Source organism: Bradyrhizobium sp. SZCCHNR3119 (assembly GCF_032487775.1).
GTDB lineage: Bacteria > Pseudomonadota > Alphaproteobacteria > Rhizobiales > Xanthobacteraceae > Bradyrhizobium.
This window is the reverse complement of the sequence record NZ_JAUEUV010000001.1, coordinates 4,704,609-4,719,561: the sequence shown is the minus strand read 5'-3', so window position 1 is coordinate 4,719,561 and position 14,953 is coordinate 4,704,609. Positions and strand designations below refer to the sequence as shown.

11 protein-coding genes are annotated in these 14,953 nt (G+C 65.2%); 6 read left to right on the top strand and 5 right to left on the bottom strand.

The window, feature by feature from the left end:
* Nucleotides 1-74 precede the first annotated feature (74 nt).
* On the bottom strand, nt 75-1,733 hold the full coding sequence (locus tag QX034_RS21700; protein ID WP_315706715.1) for an electron transfer flavoprotein-ubiquinone oxidoreductase: 1,659 nt from the start codon (nt 1,731-1,733) through the stop codon (nt 75-77).
* Between the two features lie 153 nt (nt 1,734-1,886).
* On the opposite strand from QX034_RS21700, the gene QX034_RS21695 reads away from it, so the two are divergent.
* Complete coding sequence (locus QX034_RS21695; protein ID WP_315706716.1) at nt 1,887-2,705, top strand: uracil-DNA glycosylase; 819 nt, start codon at nt 1,887-1,889, stop codon at nt 2,703-2,705.
* 30 nt (nt 2,706-2,735) lie between these two features.
* On the opposite strand, the gene QX034_RS21690 is transcribed toward QX034_RS21695, so the two are convergent.
* From QX034_RS21690 to QX034_RS21675, 4 genes are all read right to left on the bottom strand, one after another.
* Nucleotides 2,736-4,244: a glycosyltransferase family 39 protein gene (locus QX034_RS21690; RefSeq protein ID WP_315706717.1), complete on the bottom strand. Its 1,509-nt coding sequence runs from the start codon at nt 4,242-4,244 to the stop codon at nt 2,736-2,738.
* A gap of 171 nt (nt 4,245-4,415) precedes the next feature.
* On the bottom strand, nt 4,416-5,243 hold the full coding sequence (locus QX034_RS21685) for a ribonuclease HII (protein ID WP_315706718.1): 828 nt from the start codon (nt 5,241-5,243) through the stop codon (nt 4,416-4,418).
* A 73-nt stretch (nt 5,244-5,316) separates the two neighbouring features.
* Nucleotides 5,317-5,772 carry a VOC family protein gene (locus QX034_RS21680; RefSeq protein WP_315706719.1) on the bottom strand — a complete coding sequence of 152 codons (456 nt, stop codon included), beginning with the start codon at nt 5,770-5,772 and terminating at the stop codon, nt 5,317-5,319.
* A 26-nt stretch (nt 5,773-5,798) separates the two neighbouring features.
* The gene (locus tag QX034_RS21675; RefSeq protein ID WP_315706720.1) at nt 5,799-6,971 is read right to left on the bottom strand and encodes a PA0069 family radical SAM protein; all 1,173 of its coding nucleotides are present in this window, start codon (nt 6,969-6,971) and stop codon (nt 5,799-5,801) included.
* Nucleotides 6,972-7,171: 200 nt separating this feature from the next.
* Between QX034_RS21675 and QX034_RS21670 the strand changes: the two genes are divergently transcribed.
* The 5 genes from QX034_RS21670 to QX034_RS21650 all read left to right on the top strand — a co-directional run bounded on the left by QX034_RS21670 (nt 7,172) and on the right by QX034_RS21650 (nt 14,938).
* Nucleotides 7,172-9,589, top strand: coding sequence for a phosphoketolase family protein (locus QX034_RS21670; protein WP_315706721.1), 2,418 nt, complete (start codon nt 7,172-7,174; stop codon nt 9,587-9,589).
* Between the two features lie 104 nt (nt 9,590-9,693).
* Nucleotides 9,694-11,619 carry a hypothetical protein gene (locus QX034_RS21665; protein WP_315706722.1) on the top strand — a complete coding sequence of 642 codons (1,926 nt, stop codon included), beginning with the start codon at nt 9,694-9,696 and terminating at the stop codon, nt 11,617-11,619.
* Nucleotides 11,620-11,629: 10 nt separating this feature from the next.
* Nucleotides 11,630-13,234 carry a PEP/pyruvate-binding domain-containing protein gene (locus tag QX034_RS21660; protein WP_315706723.1) on the top strand — a complete coding sequence of 535 codons (1,605 nt, stop codon included), beginning with the start codon at nt 11,630-11,632 and terminating at the stop codon, nt 13,232-13,234.
* Nucleotides 13,235-13,357: 123 nt separating this feature from the next.
* Entirely contained in the window at nt 13,358-13,927 is a 570-nt protein-coding gene (locus tag QX034_RS21655) for a glycosyl transferase (protein ID WP_316195775.1), read from the top strand.
* Between the two features lie 66 nt (nt 13,928-13,993).
* The gene (locus QX034_RS21650; protein WP_315706725.1) at nt 13,994-14,938 is read left to right on the top strand and encodes a helix-turn-helix domain-containing GNAT family N-acetyltransferase; all 945 of its coding nucleotides are present in this window, start codon (nt 13,994-13,996) and stop codon (nt 14,936-14,938) included.
* The last annotated feature ends 15 nt before the right edge of the window (nt 14,939-14,953 follow it).

The following is a 14,953-nucleotide window of genomic DNA, read 5'->3' as shown; positions in this document are numbered from 1 at the left end:
CCTGAAACGCGTTTACTATGGCCGTATCGTGACCGGCGGTCGGGGATTCGACAGCCGGCTCACGCAATCGTGCATTACATCGCCTCGTAGTTCGGGCCGCCGCCGCCCTCCGGCGGAACCCAGGTGATGTTGCCGTTCGGATCCTTGATGTCGCAGGTCTTACAGTGGACGCAGTTCTGGGCGTTGATGACGAAGCGCGAGCTCGCGCCCTCCTCGACCCATTCGTAAACCCCGGCCGGGCAATAGCGGCCCGACGGCCCGGCATAGACGTCGCGTTCCGAACTCTTCTGGAGCGCCATGTCGGCCACCTTCAGGTGCACCGGCTGGTCTTCCTCATGATTGGTGTTGGAGAGGAACACCGATGACAGGCGGTCAAAGGTCAGCTTGCCGTCGGGCTTGGCCGCCGGAATCGGCTTGTGCGCCCTGGCGGGATCGAGCGTGGCGCGATCGGGCTTGCCATGCGACTGGGTGCCGAATAGCGAGAAGCCGAGCGTGTTGCACCACATGTCGAGGCCGCCGAGCACGACGCCGATCACGGTGCCGAACTTCGACCACAGCGGCTTGACGTTGCGAACCTTGTAGAGATCCTGGCCGACCGGAGAGCCGCGCCAGGCGTTCTCGTATTCGCCCAACTCGTCATTGGCACGCCCCGCCGCGATCGCGGCGCTGACATGCTCGGCCGCCAGCATGGCGCTGCCCATCGCATTGTGCACGCCCTTGATGCGCGGCACGTTGACGAAGCCGGCCGCGCAGCCGATCAGCACGCCGCCGGCAAAGGACAGCCGCGGCACCGACTGATAGCCGCCTTCGGTGATCGCGCGGGCACCATAGGCCAGCCGCTTGCCGCCTTCGAACACCGCACGAATGGCAGGGTGCGTCTTGAAGCGCTGGAACTCTTCGAACGGCGAGAGGTAGGGATCGCTGTAGTTCAAGTGCACGACGAAGCCGACCGCGACCAGATTGTCGTCGTAGTGATAAAGGAACGAGCCGCCGCCGGTCCTGGTGTCGAGCGGCCAGCCGAAGGAATGCTGGATCAGGCCTTTCTGATGCTTGGCCGGATCGATCTGCCAGACCTCCTTCAGACCGATACCGAATTTCGCAGGCTCGCTGTTGGCGTCGAGCGCAAACTTCGCGATCAGCTGCTTGGACAGGCTGCCGCGCGCGCCTTCGGCAAACAGGGTGTACTTGCCGAGCAGTTCCATGCCGCGGGTGAAGGACGCCTTCAACGAGCCGTCCTTGGCGATGCCCATGTCGCCGGTGGCGATGCCGCGCACGGCACCGTGTTCATCATAGAGCACTTCGGTGGCGGCAAAGCCCGGATAGATCTCGACCCCAAGCGCTTCGGCCTTGCGCGAAAGCCAGCGGCAGACATTGCCGAGCGAGCCGATGTAGCAATGATGATTGTCCATCAGCGGCGGCATCATGAAGGCCGGCAGCGAGATCGCACTGCTCTCGGTCATCCAGAAGAACTTGTCGACCTTGACCTGGGTCTTCAGCGGACAGTCATCGTCCGTGCGCCAATCCGGAATGAGCTTGTCGAGCGCGGTCGGATCGATGACGGCACCGGACAGGATGTGCGCGCCGACCTCGGAGCCTTTCTCAACGACGACGATGTTGAGGTCGGCATTGATCTGCTTGAGCCGGATCGCGGCCGAGAGCCCCGAGGGGCCTGCGCCGACGATGACGACGTCGAACTCCATGGATTCGCGCGGAGGTAATTCTTCGATGCTCATGTTTTTTCGGTCTCAGCCCTTTTGCGAGCGTTTCTTCCCTGGGTTTAAGGGGTATTCGCCCTCTTGTTTCCGATTTTTCCGGGAAGGACAACCACGGAAATGCATTCCGTCAGGGGCGGATGCGGCGTATGCTGGCCTCGACTGACCATTCCCATGACACCCGAGCCCCTCCCCAACATCAGGCAACTGCTCGCCTTCTATTCGGAGGCCGGCGTCGACTGCGCGCTGGACGACGCGCCGGTCAACCGGCTGGCCGAGCCCGAGCCTGCGCCCATGGCCAGCGCTCCTGTAGCCCGCGACGCGCCGCCGCCGCAACCCTTCCGCGCAGCGCCCGCGGTTATTCCGCCGCGCGGCGAACCGCCACCTCCGCCGGATGCCGCGATCGCCTCGGCGCGGGAAGCGGCGCGCACCGCCCCGACCCTGGAGGCACTCCGCGCCCTGCTCGAAACCTTCGACGGCTGTGCGCTGAAGAACACCGCGACGCGTTTGGTCTTCGCCGACGGCAACCCGCAGGCCCGCATCATGTTCGTCGGCGAGGCGCCGGGCCGCGACGAGGACATCGAGGGGCTGCCCTTTGTCGGGCGTTCCGGCAAGCTCCTGGACCGCATGATCGGCGCCATCGGGCTCGACCGCACCAAGGTCTACATCGCCAATGTCATCCCCTGGCGGCCACCGGGCAACCGGACGCCGACGCCGCAGGAGACGCAGATCTGCCTGCCCTTTATCAAGCGCCAGATCGAACTGGTCGACCCTGACGTGCTGGTCACGCTCGGCAATCCCTCGACGCAGGCCATTCTCGGCACCCGCGAGGGCATCATGCGCACGCGCGGGCGTTGGATCGAATATGACACCGGCAAGCGGGTAATCCGCGCGATCGCGACCTTCCACCCCGCCTATCTGTTGCGCTCGCCGTCCTATAAGCGATTGTCCTGGCAGGATCTGCGCGCCATCGAGAAGGTGCTGGCGATTTAAGGCCGCGCCCCCCCCCCCCGCGTTCCTCGTCTACTTCCCCTTCGGGCGCACGATCGCCCAGCCGATCCGCAATAACGGCTGACGGCCGTTGATCAGCCAATCGAAAGAGCGCGGCACCTCCGGCACGATGCCGGGGAAACGTTGCGCGATCTCGGGGGGCGGCGTGCCGACCGTGTCTGCAGCGCGCCAGACGACGATGCCCCCGGTCTCATTGAACTTGGCGAAGCTCTCCCACGGCGTCCGCTGCGGCGTCGCATCCAGGAACAGATGCGGCCGGCCGTGGCCGAGCGCGATCAGGCCCGCAAGTTCGGGATCGCCGGCGACCACGCGCAAAGGCTGATTGGTACGGCGAGTGAAACTCTCGACGAAGAACTGCGCGATCTGCCGTCTCGGCATCGCCGTCCGAAGCTCGCTGCCGCCGGTCCAGGGCAGCACCAGGGTCGTACCGACCACGAGCACCGCCGGTGCGGCGATTGCGGCGGCCCATACCGCGCGCAACAGCCGCTGTCGGTGCAGGCGGATCACCTCGCCAGACGCAACCACGACGGCCAGTCCCGACATCAACAGGGTGACGCCGGGACCGGTGATCACCGTGTCACGGCCGAACAGGCCCGACAGCAGGCTGAAGGTGAGCGGAGGCGCGAGCGCAAAGCAATAGACGAAGTCCCGTGCAAGCGGCACGAGCGCAGGCCGATAGATGATCGGCGCATCGGTCTCATCGCCGCTGACCCAGCTCGCATTGAGAACAACCAGCAGCCAGATCGCCGCCATGGCGAGCAGGAGGCCGCCAAGCAGCCAAAGCCACAGCACTGCGCGTTCGCCGAGTTCGGCCAGCACAGGCAATGCGGGCCAGGTGACGGTATCGGCGCGAACGACGAAGATCAGGTAAGGCAGCGCCAGGACCAGCACGACCAGCAGAGCAAACAGGGGATCGAACGATCTCAGGATGCGCCGCCCTCGCGCGCTGGACACGACAAAGCCGACGATCAACAACAGCAAGCCGAAGGCCGCCGAGGTCGTCAGCAGCAACAATCCGGCCTCGATCGACCAGGCGAACCAGGCATTGCGCCGGTTCTGTCCCAGGATCTGCCAAGTATGCAGCAGCAGCAGCGCCCAGAGCGGGCGGGTGAGAACGTCTGGGCCGAAATCCAGTGTCGGCGCACCGAACGCGGTCACCGTCATCGTCAGAAGGACTGCGAGCACGGCGTGCTGGCTTCCAACGATCGCGCGTCCGAGCGCAAAGACGGCCCACAAGGTCACCGCCGACGAGAGCGCCGCCAACAGGTACACGCCGATCATGTGATTACCCACCAGCCGATAGGCGATATCGGCCAGCCAGAACGACAGCGGCGGCCCGAGATCGGTGCCGACCTGATATTCCCGGCCGAAGGCGAGGACCGTCGCGAGATTGCCGGGAGGGCTGCGGTAGAACAAGACCGCGACCGCCAGCCACAACAGCGCCTGGCACAACAGCACGATCACCACGACCAGCCGCGGCCGGGCGCGAATCAGTTCGACGACCAGGGATGTGAAACGCATGGGAGGCTGGATCGCTGGCGATCGTCTCTCGTTCACTTGGAGCCGTCTAGGTCGATCTGGCGGTCGAAACCGCGAGGCCGAGGTGGGCGGCGGCCCGTAGCGAGGAGTGACGCTTGGTGCTGGTTGGACGCCAAAATTATTAAGACCGCGGCCCCGCTGAGGCAATCGGCATTACAAGCCAACTGCAACTTCCGCCGATGTGACCACTGCCGTCTCGGCAAACAGGTCAGGCTCGGGCATCACCGTCCAAGGCTGGTGTTTCCGGCGCGCGGCCACTACCGGCGCGAACAGGCTGCGATGATGGACCGAGGGTCCGAGGCGGTCGAGCGCGGCCAAATGCTCCGGGACGGCGTAGCCCTTGTGCTGCTCGAAGCCATAACCCGGACAATCCTGCGCCAGCGCGCACATCAGCCGGTCGCGGGTCACCTTGGCGACGATGGACGCGGCCGCGATCGACATCACCAGGCCATCGCCGCCGATCACAGCCTCGCAATTGCAGTCGACCTCGATCTTGTCACGACCGTCCACGAAAACATGCTTCGGCGGCTCCGGCAGCGCACCGACGGCGCGCGAGAGCGCCCACAGCGAGGCCCGCAGGATGTTGTCGCGATCGATCCGCTGAGGTGAGGCGAAGGCCACTGCAAAGGCCGAGGTCTTGCAGATCTTCTCGAACAGCACCTCGCGCTGCTCGGCCGTGAGCCGTTTCGAATCGTCCAGGCCCTTGGGGATCCGCTTGGGGTCGAGCACCACGGCCGCAGCAACGACCGGACCTGCGAGCGGCCCCCGTCCGGCCTCGTCGCAGCCGGCGACCGGCCAGATCCCCTGCTTCCGCAACGCGCGCTCGCGACGAAAGCTCGGCAGCGCCACCGCAATGACGCCTTTGGCGGGCTTCGCCAACGCGACGTCGCCCGCCTTGGATGCGGTCTTAGCGGCGGTCCTGGCGGCGCCCTTCCCGGCTTTCGCAGGCTTGGCAGGCTTTTTGGCTGGATCCCGAATCATGACCGCGATCGTGCTTAAGCCGGCCGAATCACGCAACCGGGAACTCGGCCGAAATTCCCGCTATCCTCCGCCTCTAATCTGGAAGATGGACCCGTTGGTCCGGACCGACCTCGATTCCGGGCGCGACGACCACCTCCCAAACATGCCCGTCGGGATCGGCAAAATACCCGGCGTAACCGCCATAATCGGTGCTCTGCGCTGGCTTCAGCAGCGTGGCTCCGATTGACAACGCGAGCTGCAAGGCTCGATCGACCTCCTCGATCGACCTGCAATTCCACGCCAATGTCAGGCCACGAAACGTCTCCGGACGGGATTTCCCCGACAGACCCGCCTCCCGCGCGAGATCGTCCCAGGGATAGAGTCCGAGCACGCTGCTGCCTGTGTCGAAGAACGCCACCGCCTCGCCGGTTGCCCGAAATTTTCGGGCAAAACCCAGCGCCTCGTAAAACGAAATGCTGGCGCGCATGTCAGCGACGCCCAGCGTGATGACGGTGAGCCGCGGCGTCGATGGCAACAGGCCTGCGCTCATTGTACTCTCCCTGCAACTGACGTTTCCTAGAACAGGCTGAGCTGCTGCCCGCCCCCCTTCGGGCGCACGAAATGGTCGGTGGTGAGCTTCGACCGGCGCTTGTTCAGCCCCAGTCTTTCACAGGCAATCTCGAAGCGGCGCCCGATCATCCAGGCCATCGGTCCGGTACCCTTCATCCGGGTACCCCATTGCGAGTCGTAATCGCGGCCACCGCGCATATCCCGGATCAGAGTGAAGACGTGGCGATAGCGGTCCGGGTAATGCTCGAGCAGCCATTCCCGGAACAGGTCGCGCACCTCAAGCGGCAGCCGAAGCAAAACATAGGCGGCTTCCTTGACGCCGGCATGGGCGGCCGCATCGAGAATGCGCTCGATCTCACTGTCGTTGAGCGCAGGGATCACCGGTGCGACCATCACCGTGGTGGGGATGCCGGCCTTGGACAAGGCCTGCAGCGCCTCCAGCCGTTTCGACGGCGTCGAAGCGCGCGGCTCCATGGTTCGCGCCAGCTTCGGGTCGAGCGTCGTCACTGAAATCGCCACCTTGGCGAGGTTCTTCTTGGCCATCCGCGCCAGGATGTCGGCGTCACGCACAACTAGCGCCGACTTGGTCACGATCCCGACGGGATGGCCAACCCGCTCCAGCACCTCGAGGATGCCGCGCATGATCTTCCGCTCGCGCTCGATCGGCTGATATGGATCGGTATTGGTGCCGATCGCGATCATCCGAGGTTCGTAGCCCGGCGCGGAAAGCTCCTTCTCCAACAGCGCCGGCGCGTCCGGCTTGGCGAACAGCTTGGACTCGAAATCGAGCCCCGGCGACAGGCCGAGAAAGGCATGGGTCGGCCGGGCAAAACAATAGACGCAACCATGCTCGCAGCCCCGATAGGGATTGATCGAGCGATCGAACCCGATATCGGGCGAATCGTTGCGGGTGATAACCTTGCGTGAGGTGTCGGTCGCGACCGTAGTCTTGAAGGGCGGTAACTCCTCCAGACTCTGCCAGCCGTCGTCGAAGGCGACCCGCGCCTCAGCCTCATAGCGGCCGCTGGCGTTGGATTGTGCACCCCGGCCGCGTCGCCGGCCCTGGTCGATGGCGACAGCGAGCTCGGGAAAATCAGCAGAACTTGGAGGTGCACCCGCCGGCTCGGAGGGCGCCTTGACCGGCGGGTGCTTGAGGGCATGTGAAGATGCTCGGCTCATGGCCAAGAGATAGCAGACATTACGAACAAAGCAAGAACAAAAGTACAAACAAAGAACAAGAATGCCAATGGTCGAGGTCTGCGCCAGCGCAAGCTCGCTATCACAATCCCGTTCTATCCTACCGACCGGATGGAACGAGCCGGGTTCGCCGTCACTCTTTCCGTGCGCCTACCTTGAACGGAACGGGTCAGCGAGGTCCCATGCAAATCACCCCCACAGAGCAGAACAAGCTGGCCAGCGATCTGGAGCTGCTCGATCGCTACTGGCGTGCGGCCAACTATCTTTCGGTGGGGCAGATCTACCTGCTCGACAATCCGCTGCTGCGCGAACCTCTGCGTCCTGACCACATCAAGCCGCGGCTGCTCGGTCATTGGGGCACCACGCCGGGACTGAACTTCATCTATGCGCATCTGAACCGGGCGATCCGCGCGCAGGACGTCGACGTGATCTATATCTGCGGCCCAGGCCATGGCGGCCCGGGCATGGTGGCGAACACCTATCTGGAAGGCACCTACAGCGAGATCTACCCGGACATCACGCGCGACGTGGACGGCATGCGCAAGCTGTTCCGGCAGTTCTCCTTCCCCGGCGGCATCCCGAGCCACGCGGCGCCGGAGACGCCGGGGTCGATCCACGAGGGCGGCGAGCTCGGCTACGCGCTGGTGCATGCCTATGGCGCAGCCTTCGACAATCCCGACCTGATCGTCGCCTGCGTGGTCGGCGATGGCGAGGCCGAGACCGGGCCGTTGGCCACCTCCTGGCACTCCAACAAATTCCTGAACCCCGCACATGACGGCGCGGTGCTGCCGATCCTGCATCTCAACGGCTACAAGATCGCCAATCCGACCGTGCTCGGCCGCATGAGCGATACCGAGGTCCGGCAGCTATTCGAGGGTTATGGCTACGAGCCATTATTCGTCGAGGGCGATGAACCGGAAGCCATGCACCGCGCGATGGCCGACGCGCTCGATGTCGCACTCGCGAGCATTCGCTCGATCCAGCAGAGCGCTCGCCAGCAGGATGCGAATGTGCGCCGGCCCAAATGGCCCATGATCGTGCTGCGTAGCCCCAAGGGCTGGACCGGGCCAAAGGAGGTCGATGGCCTGAAGGTCGAGGGCTTCTGGCGCGCGCATCAGGTGCCGATCGCCAATCCCCGCGGCAAACCCGAGCACCTCGCTTTGCTCGAATCCTGGATGAAGAGCTATGAGCCGGAGAAGCTGTTCGACGGCGACGGCCGACTGATGCCGGAGCTGCAGGCGTTGGCACCGCATGGTCCGCGCCGGATGGGCGCCAATCCGCACGCCAATGGCGGACTCCTCAAGCGCGAGCTGAAACTGCCGGACTATCACGCCTTCGCGGTGGAGGTGTCCTCACCCGGCGCCGTCATCGCCGAGGCCACTCGCGAGCTCGGCAAGTTCCTGCGTGAGGTCGTCAAGCTGAATGCGGACAACAGAAACTTCCGCATCATGGGTCCCGACGAGACCGCGTCCAACCGGCTCGATGCGGTGTTCGACGCCACCGACCGGGTCTGGATGGAAGGGATCGAGCCTTACGACGTGCACCTCGCCCATGATGGCCGCGTCATGGAAGTGTTGAGCGAGCATCTCTGCCAGGGCTGGCTCGAAGGCTATCTGCTCACCGGCCGCCACGGCTTGTTCTCCTGCTACGAGGCCTTCATCCACATCGTGGATTCCATGTTCAACCAGCATGCCAAGTGGCTGAAGGTCTCGCGCGCCCTGCCCTGGCGGCGGCCGATCGCATCGCTGAACTACCTCCTGACCTCGCATGTCTGGCGCCAGGACCATAACGGCTTCAGCCATCAGGACCCCGGTTTCATCGATCTCGTCTCCAACAAGAAGGCCGACATCGTCCGCACCTACTTCCCGCCGGATGCGAATACGCTGCTATGGATCGCCGACCACTGCTTGCGCACCTATGACCGCATCAACGTGATCGTCGCCGGCAAGCAGCCATCGCCGCAATGGCTGACCATGAAGGAAGCCGCCACGCATTGCGAAGCCGGCATCGGCATCTGGCCGTGGGCCGGCACCGGGCCCGCCGACCAGGAGCCCGACGTCGTGATGGCCTGCGCCGGCGACATCCCTACGTTGGAGACGCTCGCCGCTGTCGACCTCTTGCGCAAGGCGCTGCCGAATTTGAACATCCGCGTCGTCAATGTCGTCGATCTGATGACGCTGCAGCCGAAGGACCAGCATCCGCATGGCCTCAGCGACCGCGATTTCGACAGCATGTTCACGATCGATAGGCCGGTGATCTTCGCCTATCATGGCTATCCGCATCTCATTCACCGGCTGACCTACAACCGCACCAACCATGACGGCATGCACGTGCGCGGCTTCATCGAAGAGGGCACCACGACCACGCCGTTCGACATGGTGGTGCTGAACGAGCTCGACCGCTTTCATCTTGCGATCGAAGCGATCGAGCGCGTGCCGGGGCTCTGCATCTCGGCCGCCCATGTGAAGCAAAAGTTCCGGGACGCCCTGATCGAGCACGCCCGCTACATCCGCCAGCACGGCGAGGACATGCCGGAGATCCGCGACTGGGTGTGGCCGAACAGTGCCGGCGGTCTCACGCCGCAGGAAGCAGGAGATTGATCGGCGGGGCGCGCCAATGTGACGGCTGGATGAATGATCTAGCGCAACAGCCGGCCGGCCCGGTCAGGCAGACTGGCACCATCAGTCTCTGACCAGACGCCGCCATGAAATCGCAGATCATCAAAGAGCTCGGCCAGGCCGACATTCTGCTGCCGCAACTGATTGCGGATGGTCTTGCCGCCAACGACCGCATCAAGGTGCGCCTGAGCGCGCTGCAGGCTGCGAGCCAGCATGCGCGAGCGCCCGAGCGGCGGCTGACGGATCTGTCGGCCGAAAGCCGGGCCGCAGGGATCACATCGGCCGATCTCTCCACCTTGATCGGCGGCGCCCATCGGACTGCGGAGGGACGCTTGGCGGCGCCAGGGCTACCGCAATTGATCAGGCATATCGAAGACGACGCGCGCGCGATGATCCGCGCCGTGGCCGGCGGCCGTCCCACCGAGGGTGACGCCGCCGAGAAGCGGCTCGCCGCCATCCGTGGCGCAGGCCTGCTCGAGGGCGGCAACGACGTCGAATTCGCGCGCGTGGCACGGCTCACCAAGGCGCAGGAAAGCGCCGACAGCCTACACCTCCTGGTGATGGATCTGCACAAGACGCTGAACCGGATGGCTGCCGACTGTGCAGAGGAACTGCTTGACGGCGCCCATGTCTATGGCCTCACCGAAGCGGATCGCCCGGCGGTCGCGGCCTTCATGCGCGGGCTCAACGCCACGCACGCCCTGAAATTCGATCACCCGGGCCTGGACACGATGGCTACCCGCTCCGGCGATCGCCTCCTGATCCAGAACGATATCGGCACCACCGACGCCCATGTCATGGTGATCTCGGTCCGGAATAACGCGGTCACCGTGACCTACACCGACGTGCATCTGGTGCGGGCGAAATTCTTCATCCAGCTGTTCGATGCCTTTGCCGCGCATTGGAGCGGACTCGATCGCCACGACGCCGCAGGTCTTGGTGAAGAGAACGCTTTCTTTCTCGTGACCGGCCAGTTCGACGGCGACAGCGCCAAAGCACGCGATGACTTCCTCGCCGCACTCGGCGCCGCGCTGGTGTTCCTGATCGATTGGAACAAGGCCCGCAAGCTGCTGCGCAGCTGGGTCGCCAAGGACGATGCCGCGCGCATCCTCGATTGGGCTGCGCGCAATCGGGTCGGCCATCGCGCCTTTCTCCAGCTCGGCGGCAATGACCTGCTGGCAGCTGCCGTGCGCAATGCCGCCCCCAATCGGATCGGCTTCGGCGAGCGGCTGGACCAAGCGCTCGGCCGCAACGCTGCGATCGATTTTCTGAAAGCGGCGCTACGCGCCTCGACCGAGGGGCTCTTGGCAGGACGCTCGGTACGGCTGGTCCGCGATCAGATCGAGGCCGATCTGGTGCGCCATCTCGACCGCGCCGATAGCGCCCTGCTGACCATCGTCATGCGGCAGCTTGGGCTCGCCCACGACATCGCCGGCGGCCTCGCCCGTCACCTCTCCGCACTGCAAGCCGGACGCCCCGCAGACGGCAAACTGCTCGCGATGCGCGCCGGCCGGATCGAACAGAAGGCCGATCGCATCGCGATCGAAGCCCGGCACGAGGTCGCACGGCTCAACGCCAAGCCGCTGGTCGGCCAGTTGGTCGACCGCGTCGAGGAGGCGATCGACGAATTGGAGCAGGCGGCCTTCATCGCCTCGCTGGCGCCGGCCTGCATCGGCGGCAAACCGCTCGGGGCGCTGTGCGATCTCTGCGGCGTTGCCATTGCCGCGATCGAGGCTGCGGCCAGCGGCCTCGCCGCAGCAGTCGAAGTGCCCGAGGGCCGCCAGGCCGATGCCGAAGATGCGCTCGCCGCGGTGGTCCGCCTGATGGATACCGAACATGCGGCAGACGCGCAGGAGCGGACGATCACCGCCCTGGTCTTCATCGGCGGCTTCGACGTGGCGACCTCGCTCTCGCTCCTGGAACTGGCGCGCGCGATCGAGCGCTCGACCGATCGCCTCGCCGGTTTCGGCCATCTTCTGCGTCAGCACATCATGACCGATCTCTCTGCGTAAGGATGAGCCCATGTCTATCGTCCGCATCGGCGGCACCGCGACCGAACAGCGCCCGGCCGACATCGTCGGCGCCAAAGCCGCCAATCTGGCGCGGATGGCCGCGCTTGGCCTGCCGGTGCCACCCGCCTTCGTGCTTCCCGTGGAGCTCTGTGCCGACATCATCGCCGGGAAGACACAGGCCGAACATGATCTACGTGACGGTTTGAAGGACGGCGTAGCCTATCTCGAACACTCGACCGGCAAGATCTTCGGCGACCATCGCCGTCCCCTGCTCGTTTCGGTGCGCTCCGGCGCAGCCCGCTCGATGCCGGGCATGCTCGACACCGTGCTCAATGTCGGCTGCACGTCGGCTGCGGTGCGTGGCTTGATCCGCACCACCGGGCGGCCGCGGCTTGCATGGGATTGCCGCCGCCGCTTCATTGAGAGCTATGCGGAGGCGGTGCTCGGTCTCGATCCGGCACCGCTCGCGGCTCAGCTTGCCGAACTCATCGCGCGCGAAGACGTCGCCAGCGATCGCGAGCTCGACAGTGCCGCAATGGAGCGGCTCGCGACCGACGAACAGGCGCTGGTCGAGGTCGGCAGCGACGGCTGGCTGGAAGACGCCGCCGCGCAACTCGAGGCAGCCGCACGCGCCGTCTATCAGTCCTGGATGAGCGAGCGCGCGCGGACCTATCGCAAGCTGCAGAACCTCGACCATCTGCGCGGCACGGCGGTCACGGTTCAGGCGATGGTGTTCGGGAATGGCGGCTTCGCCTCCGGTGCCGGTGTCGCGTTCTCGCGCGATCCCTCGGCCGGTGCGCGCAAGCCGATGATCGATCTGGTGCTGGACGCCCAGGGCGAGGACGTCGTCTCCGGCCGCCGCACGCCCGACACCGAGGAGACCATCGCACGCGCACTACCGAACCTGACGACCGAACTCGGCGCGATACTGGAGCGGCTCGAGCAGGCGTTCTGCGACGTGCAGGACGTCGAGTTCACGGTCGAGGACGGCAAGCTCTGGATCCTGCAAACGCGCGCCGCCAAGCGCACGCCGCGTGCAGCGCTGCGGATCGCGATCGATCTCGTATCGGAGGGCCTGATCACGCCGCGTGAGGCGCTCGCGCGGCTCGCCGACGTCGATCTCGCTGCACTGGTCGAGACCCGGCTCGCCGCCGCGGGCGAACCGGTCCTGACCGGCATCGGCGCCTCCGGTGGGATCGCGGCGGGGCGAGCCGCGTTCGATGCCGAGAATGCAGAGCGGCTCGCCGCCGGCGGCGAACCCGTCATCCTGATGCGGCCGGATACATCGACCGCCGATGTCGCGGGCTTTGCGGTGGCCGCCGGCATCGTCACGTCGGTCGGCGCGCGCACCTCGCACGCTGCACTGGTGGCCCGCCAGCTCGGAAAGCCGTGCATCGTCGGCTGCGGCGCCCTGACGACCGAGCCCGAGGCTGACCGCGCGCGCCTTGGCGCAGCGCAGATCGTCGGCGGGGACTGGATCACCATCGATGGTGATCGGGGCGATATCTATCTCGGCCGGCGCGAGGTCGTCGCCACCCGTCCGGAAGCCGAACTCGCAGAGATTGCGCGCTGGCGCAGTGATGATCAAGACGAGCTGAAACGTCATTCGGCGTGAGCGCGATCCGACGCGACGCGCCTGAGCATCTGCCGCAAAATTCTGCAGCGAAAGGGCTGTTTTGATTGTGACAAGATGCTAACAACGTTCGCAGTGGCCGCTTAGATAACAAATGCCTGCGACATGTTGAGTGTGATCATTCCCACTGACGGTGCGGAGCAGCCCGCGGTGGCGACGTTGTCCGCGCTGGTCCCCGGCGCAGCAGCCGGTGTCATCACCGACGTACTCCTGGTCGATCGCTCATCCGACACCAGCGTGATCGAGCGGGTCGCCGACGTTGCCGGCTGCAACTTCATGAAATTCGAAGGCTCGCATGCGGCCGCGCTGGCCGCTGGCGCCGCCCAGGCCAAGGCGCCATGGCTGATGTTTCTCCCGGTCGGCGCCGTGCTCGATCCCGGCTGGGTCGACGAGACCGTGCAGTTCGTCCAGAGCGTGGCGGCGTCTGGACGTCCCCGCGCCGGCGTGTTCCGTTACGCCCGCTCGCCCTATGCGGAGATCAGCTTTCGCGACCGGCTTCGGGCGATCGCACGCACCCTGGTCGGTCCGCTCGGCGACCAGGGGCTATTGATCGCACGCGACCATTACCGGCAGCTCGGCGGCCACGCCCCGAATGCCCGTCGGGCGGAAACCCGCCTTTTGCGTCAGATCGGCCGTTCGCGCACCCTGTTGCGTAGCCGAATGGTCATGATCTAGCGCGGCCCTCAAGATGCTTGCCAAAGTCAATCAATCGATTGACAATGGCAAGTATCGAGGTGCGCCATGCTCAATCCATCACCCCACGGTCAGCAGTCCGACAGCCATGTCTCCGCCGTTCGGGCTTTCAACCGCTTCTATACAAAAAAGCTCGGGGTGCTCGACCAGCACCTGCTGAAGAGTCCCTTCTCGCTCTCCGAGGCGCGGGTGCTCTACGAACTCGCTCAAGGCGAGGGTCTCTCCGCCAAGGAGATCGCCGCCACTCTCGACCTCGATCCCGGCTATCTCAGTCGCATCGTCCAGAGCTTCGACGAGAAGGGATTGATCATCCGTACGCCATTGCCATCGGACCGACGACAGCAGGCGCTCGGCCTGACCGCAAAGGGACGTCAGAGCTTCGCCAAGCTCGACCGTAGTTCGCAGAGCGAGATCGCGGCGATGCTGGACGAACTCACCGGGCGGGACCGCGACCGCCTGGTGCAGGCGATGGCGACAATCGAAGATGTCCTTGAACCGAGGGCGATGCCCCGGTCGGCCTTTCTCCTCCGCAGCCATCGTCCTGGCGATATCGGCTGGGTGGTCTCACGCCATGGCGCCGTCTATGCCGACGAATATGGCTGGGACATCTCATTCGAAGCCTTGGTCGCGGAGATCACCGCGCAATTCCTGCGCGCCTTCGACGCTGAATGGGAGCATTGCTGGATCGCGGAGATCGACGGCGAGCCGGTGGGTTCGATCTTTCTGGTCAAGGGCACGGATGATGTCGCAAAGCTGCGCTTGCTGCTGGTCGAGAAAAAGGCCCGCGGGCTCGGTGTCGGCCGCGCCCTGGTCGAGCAGTGCATCCGCTTCGCACGCGAGAAGAACTACCGGACCATCGTGCTGTGGACGCAGAGCATCCTCACTGCCGCACGCGACATCTACCGGCGCGCGGGCTTCCAGCTCGTCGCCGAAGAGCCGCATCGTTCATTCGGCGTCGATCTCATGGGCGAGACCTGGGAGCTGAAGCTATAGTCGACGAGGCGCGCT